General features: G+C 29.5%; 15 protein-coding genes. All 15 read left to right on the top strand.

Annotated elements, in window-relative coordinates; translation table 11 throughout:
- Positions 1 to 12: 12 nt before the first annotated feature.
- The 15 genes from ispD to ACWJKE_RS15195 all read left to right on the top strand — a co-directional run bounded on the left by ispD (position 13) and on the right by ACWJKE_RS15195 (position 18,481).
- On the top strand, positions 13 to 723 hold the full coding sequence (gene ispD, locus ACWJKE_RS15125) for a 2-C-methyl-D-erythritol 4-phosphate cytidylyltransferase (protein WP_220286357.1): 711 nt from the start codon (positions 13 to 15) through the stop codon (positions 721 to 723).
- Positions 723 to 1,772 (top strand): alcohol dehydrogenase catalytic domain-containing protein, encoded by a 1,050-nt coding sequence (locus ACWJKE_RS15130; protein ID WP_462953496.1) that lies wholly within the window; start codon positions 723 to 725, stop codon positions 1,770 to 1,772. Before ispD ends, ACWJKE_RS15130 begins: the two co-directional genes overlap by 1 nt.
- A 35-nt stretch (positions 1,773 to 1,807) precedes the next feature.
- Positions 1,808 to 3,184 carry an oligosaccharide flippase family protein gene (locus tag ACWJKE_RS15135; RefSeq protein ID WP_462958923.1) on the top strand — a complete coding sequence of 459 codons (1,377 nt, stop codon included), beginning with the start codon at positions 1,808 to 1,810 and terminating at the stop codon, positions 3,182 to 3,184.
- A gap of 112 nt (positions 3,185 to 3,296) precedes the next feature.
- Positions 3,297 to 4,388, top strand: a complete 1,092-nt coding sequence (locus ACWJKE_RS15140) for a glycosyltransferase (protein ID WP_220319819.1) — start codon at positions 3,297 to 3,299, stop codon at positions 4,386 to 4,388.
- 46 nt (positions 4,389 to 4,434) lie between these two features.
- Positions 4,435 to 6,294: a hypothetical protein gene (locus ACWJKE_RS15145; RefSeq protein ID WP_462958924.1), complete on the top strand. Its 1,860-nt coding sequence runs from the start codon at positions 4,435 to 4,437 to the stop codon at positions 6,292 to 6,294.
- 246 nt (positions 6,295 to 6,540) lie between these two features.
- Complete coding sequence (locus tag ACWJKE_RS15150; RefSeq protein WP_462958925.1) at positions 6,541 to 7,233, top strand: YveK family protein; 693 nt, start codon at positions 6,541 to 6,543, stop codon at positions 7,231 to 7,233.
- 98 nt (positions 7,234 to 7,331) lie between these two features.
- Complete coding sequence (locus tag ACWJKE_RS15155; protein ID WP_462958926.1) at positions 7,332 to 7,985, top strand: CpsD/CapB family tyrosine-protein kinase; 654 nt, start codon at positions 7,332 to 7,334, stop codon at positions 7,983 to 7,985.
- Between the two features lie 286 nt (positions 7,986 to 8,271).
- Positions 8,272 to 9,489, top strand: coding sequence for a DegT/DnrJ/EryC1/StrS family aminotransferase (locus ACWJKE_RS15160; RefSeq protein ID WP_462958927.1), 1,218 nt, complete (start codon positions 8,272 to 8,274; stop codon positions 9,487 to 9,489).
- 52 nt (positions 9,490 to 9,541) lie between these two features.
- A complete protein-coding gene (locus ACWJKE_RS15165) occupies positions 9,542 to 10,939 on the top strand; it encodes a GNAT family N-acetyltransferase (RefSeq protein ID WP_462958928.1) in 1,398 nt (465 codons plus the stop codon).
- 82 nt (positions 10,940 to 11,021) lie between these two features.
- Positions 11,022 to 12,239, top strand: a complete 1,218-nt coding sequence (locus ACWJKE_RS15170; RefSeq protein WP_462958929.1) for a glycosyltransferase family 4 protein — start codon at positions 11,022 to 11,024, stop codon at positions 12,237 to 12,239.
- Positions 12,240 to 12,320: 81 nt separating this feature from the next.
- Positions 12,321 to 13,406: a glycosyltransferase family protein gene (locus ACWJKE_RS15175; RefSeq protein ID WP_462958930.1), complete on the top strand. Its 1,086-nt coding sequence runs from the start codon at positions 12,321 to 12,323 to the stop codon at positions 13,404 to 13,406.
- Position 13,407: 1 nt separating this feature from the next.
- Positions 13,408 to 14,883, top strand: a complete 1,476-nt coding sequence (locus ACWJKE_RS15180; protein ID WP_462958931.1) for a hypothetical protein — start codon at positions 13,408 to 13,410, stop codon at positions 14,881 to 14,883.
- Complete coding sequence (locus ACWJKE_RS15185; protein WP_462958932.1) at positions 14,880 to 15,986, top strand: glycosyltransferase family protein; 1,107 nt, start codon at positions 14,880 to 14,882, stop codon at positions 15,984 to 15,986. The genes ACWJKE_RS15180 and ACWJKE_RS15185 overlap by 4 nt, the downstream gene beginning before the upstream one ends.
- A 1-nt stretch (position 15,987) precedes the next feature.
- Positions 15,988 to 17,268 (top strand): lipopolysaccharide biosynthesis protein, encoded by a 1,281-nt coding sequence (locus tag ACWJKE_RS15190; protein WP_462958933.1) that lies wholly within the window; start codon positions 15,988 to 15,990, stop codon positions 17,266 to 17,268.
- Complete coding sequence (locus ACWJKE_RS15195) at positions 17,255 to 18,481, top strand: nucleotide sugar dehydrogenase (RefSeq protein ID WP_462958934.1); 1,227 nt, start codon at positions 17,255 to 17,257, stop codon at positions 18,479 to 18,481. Before ACWJKE_RS15190 ends, ACWJKE_RS15195 begins: the two co-directional genes overlap by 14 nt.
- Positions 18,482 to 18,499: the final 18 nt, after the last annotated feature.

An 18,499-nucleotide genomic window follows, 5' to 3' on the forward strand; every position in this document is an offset into this window, starting at 1 on the left:
AGGTAGATATTAATGAATATTGCTATTATACTTGCCGGTGGAAAAGGTACTAGAATGGGTATAGTTGATCAACCTAAGCAGTTTATTGATATATATGGTAAACCAATAGTTGTACATACAATTGAAGCATTTGATATACATGAACAAATAGATGCAATAGCTGTTGTTTGCCTTAAAGAATGGCATGAGGATATAAAGATATGGACTAGAAAGTTCGAACTTAATAAAGTGAAATGGATAGTGGATGGTGGAGAAACAAGACAGGAATCCGTTTTAGCAGGGCTTAAGGCAATTGAAGAAGATGTAACATCGGATGATATTGTAGTTATTCATGATGCTGCAAGGCCACTAATTTCTCATAGAATAATAGGTGATAATATTGAAGGGGCTAAAAAATACGGCGCCGTAGATACTGTTATCCCTGCCACTGACACTATAATTCAAAGCAAAGACGAGAATACTATTTCGTCTATTCCAGTGAGAAAAGAGTTATATTTAGGTCAAACTCCTCAAAGTTTTAAATATTCAACTATAATGGATGCTCATAAAAGTGCGGCAAAATCGAAACTTCAAGATTCTACTGATGACTGTAGGGTAGTATTAAATTATGGGGAAAAAGTTCATCTAGTAAACGGAGATAAACTCAATTTTAAGATTACTACAATGGAAGATTTACTTTTATTAAAGTCCATAATTAAAATGAGTAAACTGGAGAGAATATAATGTTAACGCGAGGATTTAAAATAGTTCAATCTAAGAGATTTGAAATTTATATAGAGGATTTAGAAGTGTGTACAGGACATGTAGTGGTAAAGATTGAAACAGCAGCTATATGTAAAGCTGATTTAAGGTATTACCTTGGCAGTCGTGACGAGCGAACACTTAACTTAAAATATCCAATAAATTTGATTCATGAAGCTATAGGTACTGTAGTGAAAGATCCTACAAACTCCTTTAATAAGGGAGATAAAGTTGCACTAGTCCCAAATATAATGATTCCAAAAGATAAACAAGATGAATTTGATATTGCTTTATCTAGTGATAAAAGATTAGGAGAAAACTACTGCCCTAAAGCATTATTTGCCTCAAGTAGTTACAATGGATTTTCTAAGGATTATATTGCATATCCCGCATACAATCTTGTAAAGATAGAGGATAATATTGATTCGAATATTGCTGTGTTCTCAGAACTAATTTCTGTGGCAAATACAGCAATTCGTAGAATAGTATTAAAACCGGATGATGTTATAGGCATCTGGGGTGATGGCATCCTTGGGTATATAATATGCAGCGTATTAAAGCAGATACACAATGGTCCCATTATAGTGATAGGCCATAACAAAGAAAAATTAGAAAAATTTGTTGGTGTTCAAACTTACCTATCAAATGATTCAGATATTAAGAAAAGCAAAATTAATGTTGCATTTGAATGTATAGGTGGCGTCGCGTCTGAGAGTGGAATTGATGAGATTATTAACTCAATACTTCCAGGATCTAAAATGGTATTAACAGGTGTATCAGAAAATCCCGTAAAAATTAATACCCGAAAGGTATTAGAAAAAGGATTAGCATTTTATGGAATTACAAGAAGCAATGTAGAAGATTTTAAATTTGCAGCAGAGCTACTTAAAAAACCTGACTTTAGATCGGATATTTCAAAATTAATTTTAGAGGTAGCACCTATCTATGGAATTAAAGATTATTATAGAGTATTCGAAGTAGAATCAGAAAATAGGGCACTTGGAAAATACATTATGAATTTTAAATTTTAAAGCAATATAAATTAAATGAAATTAGAGGAAATTAAATGAATATAAAAAAATCAGTAAGAGTAATATTTGTAGAATGCTTTGGGATATTGATTGGTATATTGAATGGATTACTGATACCAAAGGTTCTTGATATGCAATCCTATGGTTATCTAAAAACATTTACGTTATATATAACATATGCAGGAATGCTCCATTTTGGATTCTCAGATGGAATGTATTTAATATTGGGTGGTAAAGATATAACAGATATAAAAAAAGAAAAAATAAAAGGCTATTTCTATGTTATGCTAAAGATTGTAATAGCTGCAGTAGCTATTTTATTTATAGTTTCAATATTTTTTATGAAAGATATAGCGTTTAGGTACTTTGTATTTTATATATTACCGTTTCAGATTGTGTTATTTGTTTCTCTATTATATAGAGCAACAGGTGAATTCAACAAATATGTAGTAATAAGAATAGCGCAAAATATAGTAAATTTATCATCTATTCTTGCAGTTATATTAATTATAAAATCGCCAATTTTATATATGCAGATTCAAGTTGTTGGAAATATAGTTTTAGCAATTGTTAGTGGAGCGTTAATTATTTTCTCAACAAAAAAATCAGAAAAGATAAAGCGCTCAGAAATAAAATCCATAACAAGTATGGGTTTTACTATAATGATAGCAAACGCTATAAGTCTTCTATTTGTTACTTTGGATAGATGGTTTGTTAAAATAAAATTCACAGATAACGATTTCGCATTTTATTCTTTTGCGGTATCGATGCTAAGCTTATTTATAGTTTTAATAAATTCAATAACAGTTTTGTTTTATCCTTATCTAGCAAGAAGTAAGGATGACGCAAAAGTCGTCTCAAATGTTAAAAAATACATTATATTAATATGTAGTTTTGCACCTGCTGGTTATTTTGTGCTGGAGTTTATAGTAAAGAGCTTCCTAAAAGAATATATACCATCCTTAGAAGTGCTAGGAATATTAATAATAGGGATACCGTTCATTTCTTTAACAAATGTTTTATATGCAAATCTTTATAAAGTAGGAAAAAGGGGCAAGGAGTATTTAATTGTAGCCTCTAAAATGGTAGCATTAGCATTTATATTAAATGCATTTGCGACATACGTATTAAAGAATCCCGTAATGATTGCATATGCTACACTTGTTACTTTAGTTGTATGGTATGTATATTCTTCATTTGACTTTAAGGGACTTGAAATACACAAAAATGAGATAATACATTTTATAGTATATTTGTGTTGTTATCAAATTGTTAGGATAATTCCTATTCCATCATTAATCAAAGCGTTTATGTTTATTATCAGTATGATGATTACAGAATACATTTTATTTAATGCTGATATTAAAGACATATTCTTAATGATAAAGAGTAGAAAAAAAGATAGAGTATAAAAATTATAATAAAACAACCGAAATGTATAACAATACATTTCGGTAGTTTTTGTTTGTTTAAAAATTACTTGGATATAATTTAAATATAAGTATTAATGAGGAGAGTGCGACAATGAATGGTAAAAAAATAGATATATCAAAAAATATCTCGATTTTGATACCGGCTTTTAATCCGGATACTAAACTAATAACTTTAGTAGACAATCTTACAAAGGCAGGTTTTACAAATATTAGCATAGTGGATGATGGAAGTAGTGAGGAGTATAAACCAATTTTCAATGAATTGGGGCTTAAAAAACAATGTAACATATTGGTTCATGCAAAAAATATGGGCAAAGGTAGAGCACTTAAAACAGGTTTTAATTATTTTCTTAACAATTGCAAAGATTGCGTTGGAATTGTTACGGCGGACGCTGATGGCCAGCATGGTATTGAAGATATTATAAAAGTTTCACAGAGGCTAATAGATAATCCAGAAAAATTAATATTAGGGTCTAGAAACTTTTCAAAATCAAATATTCCTTTCAGAAGCAGGTTTGGAAATATAATGACTAGAAGGATGTTTGGACTCATAGCTGGAATAAAAGTAAGGGATACCCAAACAGGGTTAAGAGCTATTTCATCGGATTTTGCGTTGGATTTAATGAGTGTTAATGGAGAAAGGTTTGAGTATGAAACCAACATGCTACTTGAATGCAAGAGCAAAAATATTGCTATTGATGAAGTATGTATTGATACTATTTACATAGAAGAAAATAAATCATCCCATTTTAATCCAATAAAAGATTCAATAAAAATTTATGGAGTTTTCTTTAAATTTATGTCATCATCATTTTTATCTTTTGTTTTGGACATTGGCTTATTTACGATGTTTACAAAACTATTTTATAATCTAACACCGGAATATTTCATTTTGTTATCAACTATTGTTTCCAGAATTATATCTTCCTTATTTAACTATAATGTAAATAAAAATGCAGTATTTAAACATAAAACTTATGATAAATTAGTCTTAGTTAGATATTATGTGTTATGTTTAACACTTATGTTAGTGTCAGGACTAAGTGTATCGGCTACTTGGTTTGTTTTCAAACGTTCTGAGGTTGTTATAAAAGTTATAATAGATGGTATCTTGTCACTTATAAGTTACAAAATTCAAAAAGAGTGGGTTTTTAAGAAAATGAACATTTCAGAGGAGTTGTAATATGTATCTAATACTCATCTTTGCGTTATTATGCTCTGGAGCTGCTATGATTTCCTTGAAATTTAATAAAAAAATTGAAGAAACTCTCTCAATGTGGATTTTTATAATAATTATTATTTTATATTTATTTGCAATGCTAGGCTTACTAGAAATCGGTGTATACACCGTAGTTGCAATTGGATTAATTAGTATCGTTTTTTGTTGTTATAATATTTATAGAAATAGGCAAAATTTCATAGAAAATGTTTTAACACCGGGATTTGTAATATTCACGATATTCTTCGTAATTGCATGGTGGGCACAAAGAGGAAGAATGCTAACATCTTGGGATGAATTTTCACATTGGGGAACTGTAGTTAAAAACATGTATATCTTTGATGCTCTTGGTAATCATCCAGAGGCAACTACCACATTTAGGGGGTATCCTCCTGCAACCGCATTATTTGAATACTTCTGGGTAAAACTATCTGGAGAGTTTACAGAGGGTAATTTATATAGGGCTATGAACATATTATATTTTTCATTAATGATGCCTATATTTATTAATGTAAAACACAAAAACTTTAGCAAGATAGTTATTCGATTTGTTTTCATATTAATACTCCCTTTAGCATTCTTCCAGGATTTTTATACTAATATAATGGTGGATGCAATCCTCGGAGTTATGTTTGCAAATGTACTCATAACCCATTATGGGAATAAACTAAGTACTTTTAAAATTCTTAATATAAGTTTAACCTTATTTATATTAACCCTCACAAAAGCTCCGGGATTTGGACTTGCGATTATAGCTATTTTAGTAATTGCTGTAGATCTCTTTTTTGCAAAAAGAGAGGAGTTAAAGGTATACATTAATCAGGGCACGAAGATTAATACTTTAAAAAGAATAGTTCTAATTTTATGTCCTGTATTTGCTGCCATAATATCAAAAAAATCATGGGCTATGTATCTTAAAATCACAAAAACGAATGTAGCGTGGAATACAAGCGAAGTTGGTCTACAAAATCTTAAAGATTTATTTACTGGAAATGCATTGCATTACCAATTTGTAACAATAAATAATTTTTTCAAAGCAATTACAGAGGTTTTTTTAACAAACTATATACTTAAATTATCATTAATGGGTTGGGTAGTAATACTTATAGCAATTTCTACTATACTAATAACCTTTGTTTCTAATGAAGAGGAAAAAGGTCGGTATTCATTAGGAGTTATAACAGTATTCATGGGAGGTATTATATACACTGCCTCATTACTAATTTTATATGTGTTTACATATTCAGAGTATGAAGCTACTAATTTAGCATCCTATTCAAGGTATACAAGTACCTATCTTTTAGGTGTCTTGATTTTTCTAGTTGTAATCATATGTTTAAAAGAAAAAGAATACGATACTAAATTTAAGCAATCATGTACTATTTTCATGTTATTGTTTTTATTGTTAATTACAAATGTAACTCCAGTTATAAGTAATACTATATTGGCCCCTTACAATATAAAAAATACAATAGAAGAACGTAGACCTTATGCGCCTATAACAAAGATAAAAGGGGTATTAAACCCTAAAACTGATAAAGTGTATTTTATTTCTGTTGCAACTAATGGTTTTGATTATTGGGTTAGCAGATATAATATAACACCTATAAAAACTAATTTGGGCGTAGGCAGTTGGAGTCTTGGTAAACCATATTATAAGGGTGATATTTGGACTAAAGACATAAGTGCAAAAGAATGGGCAGAAAAACTGAAAAATGAGTATACCTATGTGTATATATTTAAAACTAATAATGGGTTTAACAAAACCTATGGAAAAATTTTTGAAGGTGGGAGTAAATCCATTAAAAAGGATACTTTATATTATGTGAAAAAGAATAATGACAGTATTGTTCTTAAAAAAGTAAAGTAGATTAGAGCAAATATTTTATGCACAAAGAAAGTATATATTACATATGATGCATTGAAGCGAGCTTTAGAACTTCTTATTTTATTTTTAATTAAGATGCGTTAAGGAAAACATATGTTTGAGCGACAGCGAGTTTATGTTTTTTCAGCAGATTAATTAGAAATAAAATTAGTAGTCCTTAGCGAAGTGAATGCATTAATAGTAATGTATACTTTTTATTTTTTAGTAATTTACTGGGAGGGAATATGAATGGATCAAGAAATGGATATTAGTCTTAAAGAAATTTTTATAATACTAAAAGAAAGGTTATGGTTAATAGTTTCTATAACTGTAGCGGCCATTATAATAGCAGGTATAATGAGCTTTTATGTTATTAAACCAACTTATGAGGCAAAAACAAGTGTAATAATAGGAAAGCCACAAAGTACTGCTAGCGGGTCTACACAATACAATGATGTAAAGATGTATCAAGATTTAGTTGAAACCTATAGTAAAATTGCTCAATCTGAATTAGTAGCACAGGGAGCTTTGGACGAACTAAAGGGTAATTTAACTCTAAACCAGATCAAAGATAGCATAACTGTTACTCCCCAAACTGGAACTCAAATTCTAACAATTAGTGCTAAGAGTAAAAGCCCTCAAGAGGCCCTTAAAGTTATAAATGCGATTTCAACTTCTTTTATAGAATCCTCAAAAAAGGTTTATCCTATAGGTGGAGAGATACAGGTAATGGATAAGGCAAATACGCCAACCAATCCTATTAGCCCTAATAAAGCAAGAAACATGGCGATCGGATTTTTAATAGGATTAATAATTTCCGTGGGACTTGTGTTCATACTCGAATACTCTGATAACACTATAAAGACCGAAAGTGATGTGGAAATATATATAGGATTACCGATTTTAGGAGTAATACCTAAAATGACAGCATATATAAAATAGGAAGGTATTAACAGCACCATAGGTGATGATATTACAGCACCACAGGTGATGATTAACGCGTTTACTCATAAAAAAAATTAGTAAAGGTAGTGAAATATATGAAAGGATTAGGCTTAATAACATTTAAAAAACCTAATATACCAATCGCAGAGGCGTATAGAACTCTTAGGACTAATATCCAATTCTCTTCTTTTGATAAAAAGATTAAAACCTTGCTGGTAACTAGTTCAGGACCAGGAGAGGGGAAAACTACTACTGCTTCAAATCTAGCAATAGTTATGGCCCAAGGTGGAAGTAAGACCTTATTAATAGATTGTGATCAAAGAAAGCCAAATGTACATATGGTTTTCGGGTGTTCTAACGCAGAGGGCTTGTCTAATATTTTGGTAGATGAAAATAAAGTAGACATAAATAAATGTATTCAGAAAACTGAAATAACAAACCTTTATATTTTAGCTTCAGGCACAAAGCTTCCAAACCCAGCGGAATTTTTAGGATCTGCAAAAATGAAAAATTTAATTGAGGAATTAAAGGAAATATATGACTTTATAATATTGGATACTCCTCCAATAATATTAGTTACGGATGCACAGATTCTAGCTCAGTATACGGATGGCTGTCTGTTAGTTATTTCTTCAGGGGAAGCGGAACGAGATTCAGTTATTAAATCTAAAGGACTCCTTGAGAAGGTTAATGCAAAAATATTAGGAGTAGTAATTAATAAATTAGATCTAAAAAAGAGTGGCTATTAACACTTTCAATATTAATATAGCGATAATAGCAAAGGAAAGAGCAGTAGAAAGAAATCAAAAAAATAAATACCACAAAATAGATAGAATTTGCGAACTGCAGCAAATTCTATCTATTTATTTTTTTGTGATGCATTGCGGATCAAATGTAAGTTTTTGGAACACAATTAAAGAAAATTACATACAATATGAAATATACTGTATAAAAAAAGTTATATATTGGTGCTTCAATCTGAAGCATATGTGAGTAAAATAGAGTATAAATCTTTAAAATAAGAGGGGGATAAATATGAAAATACCATTTTCGCCACCAGACATTTCAGAAATTGAAATCAATGAAGTTATAGATACATTGAAATCAGGGTGGATAACAACAGGGCCAAAAACAAAATTGTTTGAAAAAAAAATGGCAGAGTATATGAACACCTCAAAAGTGGTATGCCTAAATTCAGATACAGCAAGCATGGAAATGACACTTAGAGTTTTAGGGGTAGGAAAAGGAGATGAGGTCATTACGTCTGCTTATACATATACCGCCTCAGCAAGCGTTATTGATCATGTAGGATCTAAAATTATCCTTGTGGATACTGCAAAGAACTCTTTTCAAATGGATTATGAGCAATTAGAGAAAGCAATAACAGAAAAAACAAAGGTCATCATTCCAGTAGATATTGGAGGAGTGATGTGTGATTATGATAAGATATTTGAAATAGTTAATAGAAAAAAGGAACTTTATAGGCCGGCGAATGACATTCAGAAGGCATTTGGTAGAGTGGTAGTATTAGCTGATTCAGCCCATGCATTTGGTGCTTCATATAAAGGGAAACGAAGTGGAGAAGTAGCAGATTTTACATGTTTCTCATTTCATGCAGTAAAAAATTTAACCACAGGCGAGGGTGGTGCAGTTACATGGCGTGATATTCATGAGATTGATAATGAAGAAATTTATAGACAATATATGCTCCTTTCTCTTCATGGTCAGTCGAAGGATGCACTGGCAAAAACAAAGGTCGGCTCATGGGAATATGACATTATTTATCCTGCTTACAAGTGCAATATGACTGATATAATCGCAGCTTTGGGATTAGCACAGCTTGGGAGATACAACGGTATTTTGGAAAGAAGAAAACAGATTATTGAAATGTATGATAAAGCATTAAATGAATGTAATGTTGAAACTATGAAGCATTATGGAGAAGGGTTTTCATCAAGTGGTCATTTATACTTGGTAAGGTTCATTGGTAAAGATGAAGTGTATAGAAATAGAATAATAGAAAAAATGGCACAAAAGGATATTGCAACAAATGTACACTATAAACCATTGCCGATGCATACAGCATATAAGAGGTTGGGATTCGATATAATAGATTATCCGAATGCTTTTGACATGTATAAAAATGAGATTACATTGCCATTATATCAGCGATTAACGAACGAACAGGTCGAGTATGTGGTGGAGAGCTTAAAAGAAATCATGGCGGGTGAGGTAGCAGCTAGTTTATCATAGTTTGACATCAATTATAAGACGATCTTTAATATTGTATGTGAGGGGAAAAGGAATGTATGAAAGGATTTTTAAGAGAATAATTGATTTCTTATTAGCATTAATAATATTACCTGCATTTTTAATATTTTATATAGTAATAGGTTTATTTATTAAATTAGAAGACGTAGGACCAATAATATATACTCAGAAAAGGTTAGGGAAGAATGGTAAAATATTTAATATTAAAAAGTTTAGATCTATGAAAATAAATGCGCCGGATATAAGGAATAATGACGGTTCAACATTTAATTCACTTGATGATCCTAGACTTACGAAGATTGGTAAGGTCATAAGGAAGCTAAGCATAGATGAGATTCCGCAAATAATTAATATTTTAATGGGGGATATGAGCTTTATTGGACCAAGACCAGATTTGGAAGATCATTTTAGTTTATACACAAAGGATGAAAAGAATAAATTAAATGTTTTACCAGGTGTTACCGGATATAACCAAGTTTATCATAGAAATTCTATTGAGTGGAAAGAAAGAATACAGAATGATTTGTATTATGTAAATAATGTATCATTTGTACTTGATTTAAAAATATTTATTAAAACAATAGTTGTTATATTATTAAAGCGGGGGATATATAATCGCGAACAGGTCAGAAAAGAAGAGATGAAAATGAACAAACTTCATTATAAATTTTTAGAATGGGATACTAATTACTTTGGGGTTAATAGTGGAAGAGTAACTTTAGATGAAACAATAGGAAGCAAAGAGTGGAACATAATAAGCAAAGTATTAAAAAAAAATGAGTTTAATGTCATAGATAATGTAAATAATGATTCGATTAACAATTTATATATATCCAAATTATCAGGAGCATTTGTAACCGATATAAATTTCCAGTTCACTAAAGAAATAAATGTAGCTATAAAACATGCTAATAAATTCGATATAGCTATTCAAAATAAGTTGCCGGTTAACAACGAAATACTAGAAATAAGTAAAAATTCCTATAAGCATTCTAGATTTTTCAATGATCCATATTTAAATAAAGCCAAAGCTAAAAATGTTTATGGGCAGTGGGTTCAATCATCTTTCTTAAATGAAAATAAATATTTTATAAATTGTTATATAGATTCAAAAGTAGCTGGATATATATTATTTTCATTAGAGCATAAAACTAATACCGCAATAATAGAATTAATTTCAGTTAAAGAAGGCATGCAAAATGGATTTATAGGTAAAGAGATGATGATATATTTAGAAAAATATATATATGATAACCATAAGGATATTAAAGATATAAGAGTTGGTACACAAAGTAACAATATAAATGCTATTAATTTTTATGTGAGAAATGGTTTTAGAGTTAAGGAGATTAGATCGGTTTATCATTATTGGCCTAATAAGGATATGGAATTTGAATTCATGGACGAAGCAGTGGCTTCTTTGAATAGATAAATTGAAAAGCAGATGATTCATAATAAAAAGGACATAACTCTAAATGCATAAGCTTGTTGTGACTAGCTAAAAGGGGGAAGCGATGAAAAAGATATTGTTTATATGTACGGAAGGATTTGACACACCAGGTCCATCTAACCATTTAGTTAGTTCATTAATAGAAGACTTACTCGATAGTGGATTTAGTATTCATTTAATACAGAGTAGAAGAAAAAAAATCAATAGTGAAATACCCGATACATTGAAAAATAAACGTAATCTTGAGATGACTGTTATTAACAGGAAGATAATTAATAAAAATTCTTTTATTCATAGGTATTTTGAGGAGGCTTTATATGCTTTCAAATGTTTTAAAATATGGATAAAGATGAAAGATATTGATGAAGTCTTTGTTCAGTCTTGCCCCACAGTAGTGTTTTCAATTGTTCTTTTGAAATTATTTATGAGAAAACCTATATTATATAGTGTGCAAGACATGTTTCCAGGTAGTGCTGTTAGTAGTGGTGTTATAAACAATAGATTTATTAAATGGGTATTTTATAAAATTCAAAAAGTAGCATACAAAAATAGTGATATATTAACAGTTATTTCTGAAGACATGAAAATGAAAGTGGTGGAGCAGGGGGTTCCACCTAAGAAAATTTTTTCAATAGTAAACTGGTTTGATGATCGAACAGTACATGAAGTTCTATGGGAAGATAATCGTTTTGTTAAGAAATATAATCTTCAAAAGAATAAGTTTTATGTACAATATGCAGGAACAATGGGATATGTATTTGATTACAAAATGGTTTTAAATGTTGCGGATTTACTGAAAGGTTACAAAGATATAGAGTTTCAGATGATAGGCCAAGGTAGTAAGAAGGCTGCTTTTATAGGAGAAAAAGAAAAACGTGGGTTAGATAATATAGTTTTTTATCCACTCGAACCACAGGATATGGTTTCAGATGTCTATAGCACCTGTTCGATTTGCTTAATTCCTTTGAAGAAAGGAATCATTGGAAACTCTGTGCCAAGTAAGGCTGGATTGCTTATGGCATGTAGCAGGACTATTGTGAATTCGGTGGATGATGACTCTGATTATTATAAGATGTTCAATGAAAATGAAATGGGGATATCAGCTCCAAACGATGATCCTAAAGCAGTGGCAGATGCAATTTTTGATTTATATAAAAATAAAGAAAAGCGTGAAAGTTTGGCTAAAATTGGGCATGAATTTGGGAAGAAGTATTATGGGAGAAATACGAATACCCTTAAATTTATTGAGTTATTTTCAGGAAGGATTACTGAAAAATTTTAAATACTGATATTAGAGAAATTAGGTGAAGACTTAAATCTTACAATTAATATATATATAAATATTATATGGAGGAACATATACATGAAAAAGATATGCATTTTGAGTACAGTAAATTTAAAACATATGACATTAGTTAGTTTGTATACTGAATTTTTAGATAAAAACAATATACCATATGATTTAATCTATATTGATAAATATAATGCTGAAGAAAATAATAATGCAACAAATGTATACAAATATGATTTAAATATAGAGCGTAAATGGTCCTTTTTTAGAAAATTAATTAGTTATTGGGGTTTTAAGAAATTTGCAAAAGAGATATTATTGGAAAACAAATATGACTTTATTATATCCTGGAATATATTTACGGCATTTATGTTTTCAAATATTTTAAAAAAGCATTTTAATAAAAAGTATTGTTTAAATATTAGAGATATCTACTTTCAAGATAATCCAATAGTAAAGTTTAAACTAAAAAGTGCAGTATATTCATCAGCGTTTTCTACTTTGTCATCCGAAGGATTTAAAAGATATTTACCTGAGTTCGACTATGTAATAATACATAGCATGAATATGAAAGTCTTGGCTGATTCTGCTCCTCATACAAAATTAAAAGACGCTGAAGGTCCGATTAATATTACTTATATTGGATATATGAGTTTATATGATAATTGCTATAGATTGATTGATTACCTGGGCAATGATAGTAGATTTAAACTTAATTTTTATGGAGAAGGTTCTGAACTTATTGTAAATTACGCTAAAGAAAAAAAAATAAATAATGTATTTTGTTCTGGAAGATTTGAACCTTATGAGACAGCTGGATTAATTCAGAATGCAGATATTATTTACAATTTATATGGAGTAGGAGAGGTTAATTTGGATACTGCATTATCCATTAAATTGTATTATGCAACTTATCTTAATGTTCCTATTTTAGTATTCAAAAACACATATATGGAAAAAATATCATGTAAATATGGTTTTGGGTATGCTATAGAAAAAGATGGCTTTAATAATTTAGGTGATAATTTGTATAATTGGTATCGTAAGCTAAATCAAGACGAAATTCATGACAACTGTGAAGAGTTCAAAAAAGTTATATTAAAAGGTCATAAAAAGCTAGATTTATTAATGAATAAGCTTTTCATAGAGGAAGATTAAAATGAGGAAATTTCTAATAAATTTTACAATTATTATAAGCTCTATAAGTGGAGTTCTTATTTGTATATTACCCAAAAACTCAGTTGCTGATGGATATCAATTATTGTGGATACATCCACTAACGTTCCTAATTGTATTTATTTTGATTTTTTCAAATTTAATTAGATATAAAAAATTTAAAATAACAGTTTATTTTACGATATTGTTATCATGGATAAGATGTGTATTAATACCAATTGTGAGTTCTTTATCGGGTGTATATAATGGTATTTCATATATGAAAACTTTTACTGGGTCCATTGAATTAGCTATATGGCTCGTGCCGTATGAGCTAATTATTACTAGCTTTTTCTTATGGATTATGGTGTTATCTAATAAAGTTCCATTAAGACCAAATGATGAACTTAAATTAAAGGGAAATAAATATATTTATCTAATATTCATATTCATAGCTTTAAGTTTGTATTTATTAATTGGTCGAAACTTGAATATAATCAAATTGTTCTTCATTTCGACTGAAAAAACGGAAGCATTTGTTGATATTACAAGCACCCCCATTCTTTTATTAAGATATATTATAAAAAGCGGTGTGATATTCTTTTTTGTTTGGAGTGTAAGTTACTGTAAAAATAGATATGAATCAAAAGGAAAAAAACGGTATGTCTATTATGCAATAATTGTTGGAATTATTAATGTGGGGATTATTATCGGAGGTAGAAGATCTGAACAATTATATACTTGTTTAGTAGTAATATTTATTTTGACTAGAGCTTTTAAAAAATATAGAAAGAGAATAATTACTTATATAGTAATAACTGCAATATCAGTTGCTTTTGTTATGACTATATATAAACAATTTTCTGTAGCTTATTATGGTTCATATACAGCTGCACTGAATGCAAATAATGTAAATTTAGAATTTATCTCTAAAAACTTGCAAGCTTATTTCTTTGGAACACAAAATCTAGCAGTCACAATTGAATTAAAAAAGGTAACGGATTTAAATATAATGAATATGTTTTATGATTTTGGGCGTTCAATATTTGGTGTTAGTTTTTTATTGAAAAACAAAATGATGATGACAACAGAGTACTTTAACACATTTATTTATGGAGTAAGTAAAGCGAACGGTCATGTTATCTCTGGCTTAGGTTATGGCTATATTTATTTTGGAGCGTTATTTTCACCAATAATTGCATGCTTAAATATATTTATTTCAATTAAATTAGAAAAATATTTTAATAAAACAAATTCATATGAAATGACTTATATCGTTGGATATATTTTAATTAGATTTGTTACTAATATTTATGCTAACACACCGCCTCTAATTAGCCTCTCTACCATTATGCTTTTTACTGCAGGTTTAATATACTTTGTAGCAAAGTTATTTAAGAATAATTCTAATCGAATAACGTTAACAATTAGAGACGAATGCTCAAAGTGCATAAAGACTATTGGGGGACTTAATAAATGAATATATTATTAATTTCATATGGAATAAAAGAGTATGATGGTCGACTCACAGAAATATATAATGTGGCAAAAAAAATAGGTGACGTTACATTAGTATGCTGTGGTAGTAGTAAGTGTAGTAATGTTAAAGAAAACATAGTGAATATAAATAAATCAAAATATTTGAGTTTGCGCTTGTATATTTCTTTTCTATTCACTTGTTTGAAATCTGCAAAGGAAATTGAAAATATTGATATTTTATTTTCCGATAACCTTTTTGCATCTATACCTGCTTTAATAATTAGAAAACTGTTTAAACCAAAATTTATAGTGCAAGATGTTAGAGAACTCTATTTTTATAAAGATATAAAAAACATATCTGGCAGACTATTTTGTAAATTTGAGACTGTTCTAATGAAGAAATCTGATGTGGTATTATGTGCTAATGATTATCGGTCGAAAATTATGTTTGAACAATATAAATTAAAAACATTTCCACTAGTCTTTGAAAATATTAGATTTCTAACAGGACAGTATGATAAAAAAGCATTAGATGAAAAATATAGTAATTGCTTTAAATATAAAGTAAATATCGTAAGTACTGGAGGAACATCAGTTTTGAGAACTACAGATAAACTTGTTTCTGCTATGACAAAACTTCCAAACGATTATGGATTATATATTATTGGAGATGGAACTGATGAAGATAAGCGAATTATACAATACATTATTGATACAAATAATCTGACTAATGTAATGTTAATCAGTAAAGTCCCTTTACCAGAACTAAGATATATTGTTCAAAGATGCGATATTGGTATAGTCAGCTATCATAAAAACGACTTGAATAACAAGTATTGTGCTTCAGGAAAAGTATATGAATATCTAGCTGAAGGGCTGCCAATTGTAACGACTGAAAACTTACCGCTAAAGGATTTTTGTGCAAAGTACGGTATAGGAGAGTCTGATGATTGTTTTTATAAAGGGATTGTTAAAGTAAGCAATAATATGGGTGATTATAAAGAACGGGTTGAATCTTATGTTTCAAGTATCTCTGTTGACAAGCATAACTCAAAAATAGCCTGTGAAATACTGAAAATTATTAATAGTGAGGTTATTACTTAAAATGAAAAAGCTTTGGAATAGATTTAAAGCGAATAAATTTTTACTATCTTTTTCTATGTTGGCAAGTGGATCTTTAATAGCGCAAGTTATTTCTATAATTGTATCTCCAATTACAACTAGGCTGTTTACACCGCAACAGTTGGGAGCCTATACAGTGGTAGCAACTGCTGTATCATTGTTTGGGCCTGTTATCTGTTTGAAATATGATATGGCCATTGTTGTAGCAAAAACTGAAAAAGATACTTATTCTGTTATGAAACTATGTCTATTTCTTTTTATACCATTAAGCGTAATTATTGGAATTGTTTATGGAGTGGTTTTTATGGGAAGTGACTATTCTGGTTTTTCATTGTGGATGTGTATTTGCGCAATAACTGTTTTACTAGCAGCATATGGATTAAATAATATTCTACTTGCGCACAACAACAAGAATTCATTATATAAATTGATTTCATCAGTTACGGTGATTAAATCAGGAGTTAACAATACTTTGCTGGTTATAAGTGGTTTGTTTAATGTTGGAATACCGGGTTTAATCTGTTCTCAAATAGTAAGTTCATTTGTCGGTTTAGGCCGTCAGTCAAAAGATATTCGAAAGAAAATGGGAGAATTTAAAAAAATTGATTTTGAAACAATTAAAAAATCTTTTTTAAAACATAGAAAACAACCTATCTACAATGCATCTTCTGCATTAATAACTACTTCAATATATTCTAGCATTAATCTTTTTATTAAAAGTGTTTATTCTACAGAACAGTTAGGATTATATTCATTATCATATCGTGTTTTGGGTATCCCCTTTTCTGTAATTAGTGCTAATATCGCAAGGGTATTTTTCGATAGCGCAGTTAAAGAAATAATGGAATGTGGAAATTATAAAAGAACATTCAGAAAAACAATAATAGTGTTATCAATCATTATTATTCCTATGATTATGCTGATGGCTATATTAGCGCCTTGGATATTTTCTTTGTTTTTTGGAGCGGAGTGGGAAACAGCCGGGAAGTATGTGAGATTACTTGCACCAATGTTTTGTTTAAGGCTTATTGCAGAATCACTCACAACAAGTTTTATTGTATCAAATAAGCAACATATTGAGTTAATTTTACAAAGTATATTGCTTGTAGGAGAATTTGCTGTATATTTAATTTCCTATTTTAGAAACTTACCAATCGAGCAATTCTTACTATTAATTTCATTACTATATATGATTATGCATAGTAATATGATTATTGTTATGTATAAATTAAGTAAGGAGAGTGACAATCATGTCAAAAATTAATATAATTGGATTAGGCTATATAGGATTACCAACAGCTTTAATGTTTGCTAAAAATGGGGTGAACATAATAGGGACAGATTATAATAAAGAGTTGGTAAAAACTTTAAGTGAAGGGAGACTTACTTTTGAAGAAAAGGGCTTAGGTCAGTTATTTGATGACGCATTAATAAATGGCATCAAGTTTAGCACTGAATATATCAAAACAGATACTTATATAATTGCTGTTGCTACACCATACATCAAAGAAAGTAAAAAGATTGACCCTAAATATGTTATTTCAGCAGTAAATAATGTGTTAGATGTTTGTGAAAAAGGTTCGATAATAATTATTGAGTCTACGATATCGCCGAGATCAATTGATAAGTATGTTCGTCCTGAAATTGAAAAGAGAAGACTTGTAATCGGAAAAGATGTTCACTTAGTTCATGCTCCTGAAAGAATTATACCTGGAAACATGATTCATGAACTTGAATTTAATTCAAGAACAATTGGTGCTGATACTAAGGAAATCGGTGAAAAAATAAAATTATTATATTCTAGTTTTTGTAAATCCGAAATAATAGTTACAGACATCAGAACGGCTGAGATGTCCAAGGTTGTTGAAAATACGTATCGTGATATAAATATTGCCTTCGCAAATGAACTTACTAAAATTTGCAGAGTAGACAATATGGATGTTTATAAAATCATTAAAACTGCCAACATGCACCCAAGGGTAAACATTTTACAACCAGGACCGGGTGTAGGTGGTCACTGCATATCAGTTGACCCATGGTTCTTAGTGGGGGACTATCCTGATTTAACAAACTTAATTCTATCTGCAAGAAAGATTAATGATTCTATGCCAACTCATGTGTTAGGTAGAATTAGAGACATAATGAGAGAATATGGTATTAAGGATATTTCAAAAGTTGGTTTATATGGATTGACATATAAAGAAAATGTTGATGATACAAGAGAGAGTCCAACATTACAACTTTTAGAGAAAATGGATGAGCATTTAGCATTCGGTATAAAAGTATTTGATCCATTTGTTAAAACTCGAATTGTTGATCATCAGTTTATGGACTTTGAAGATTTTATTAATGAAATAGAAATATTAGTTATTATGGTAGCTCATAATCATATTAAGGATAATATGAAATTAATCAAGAATAAGTTAGTTCTTGATACTAAAAATATTTGTGTTTTTGATAATGCTTATAAATTATAGAAAGATGTGGTGATGTTC

It is taken from the genome of Clostridium sp. CM036 (assembly GCF_055081135.1).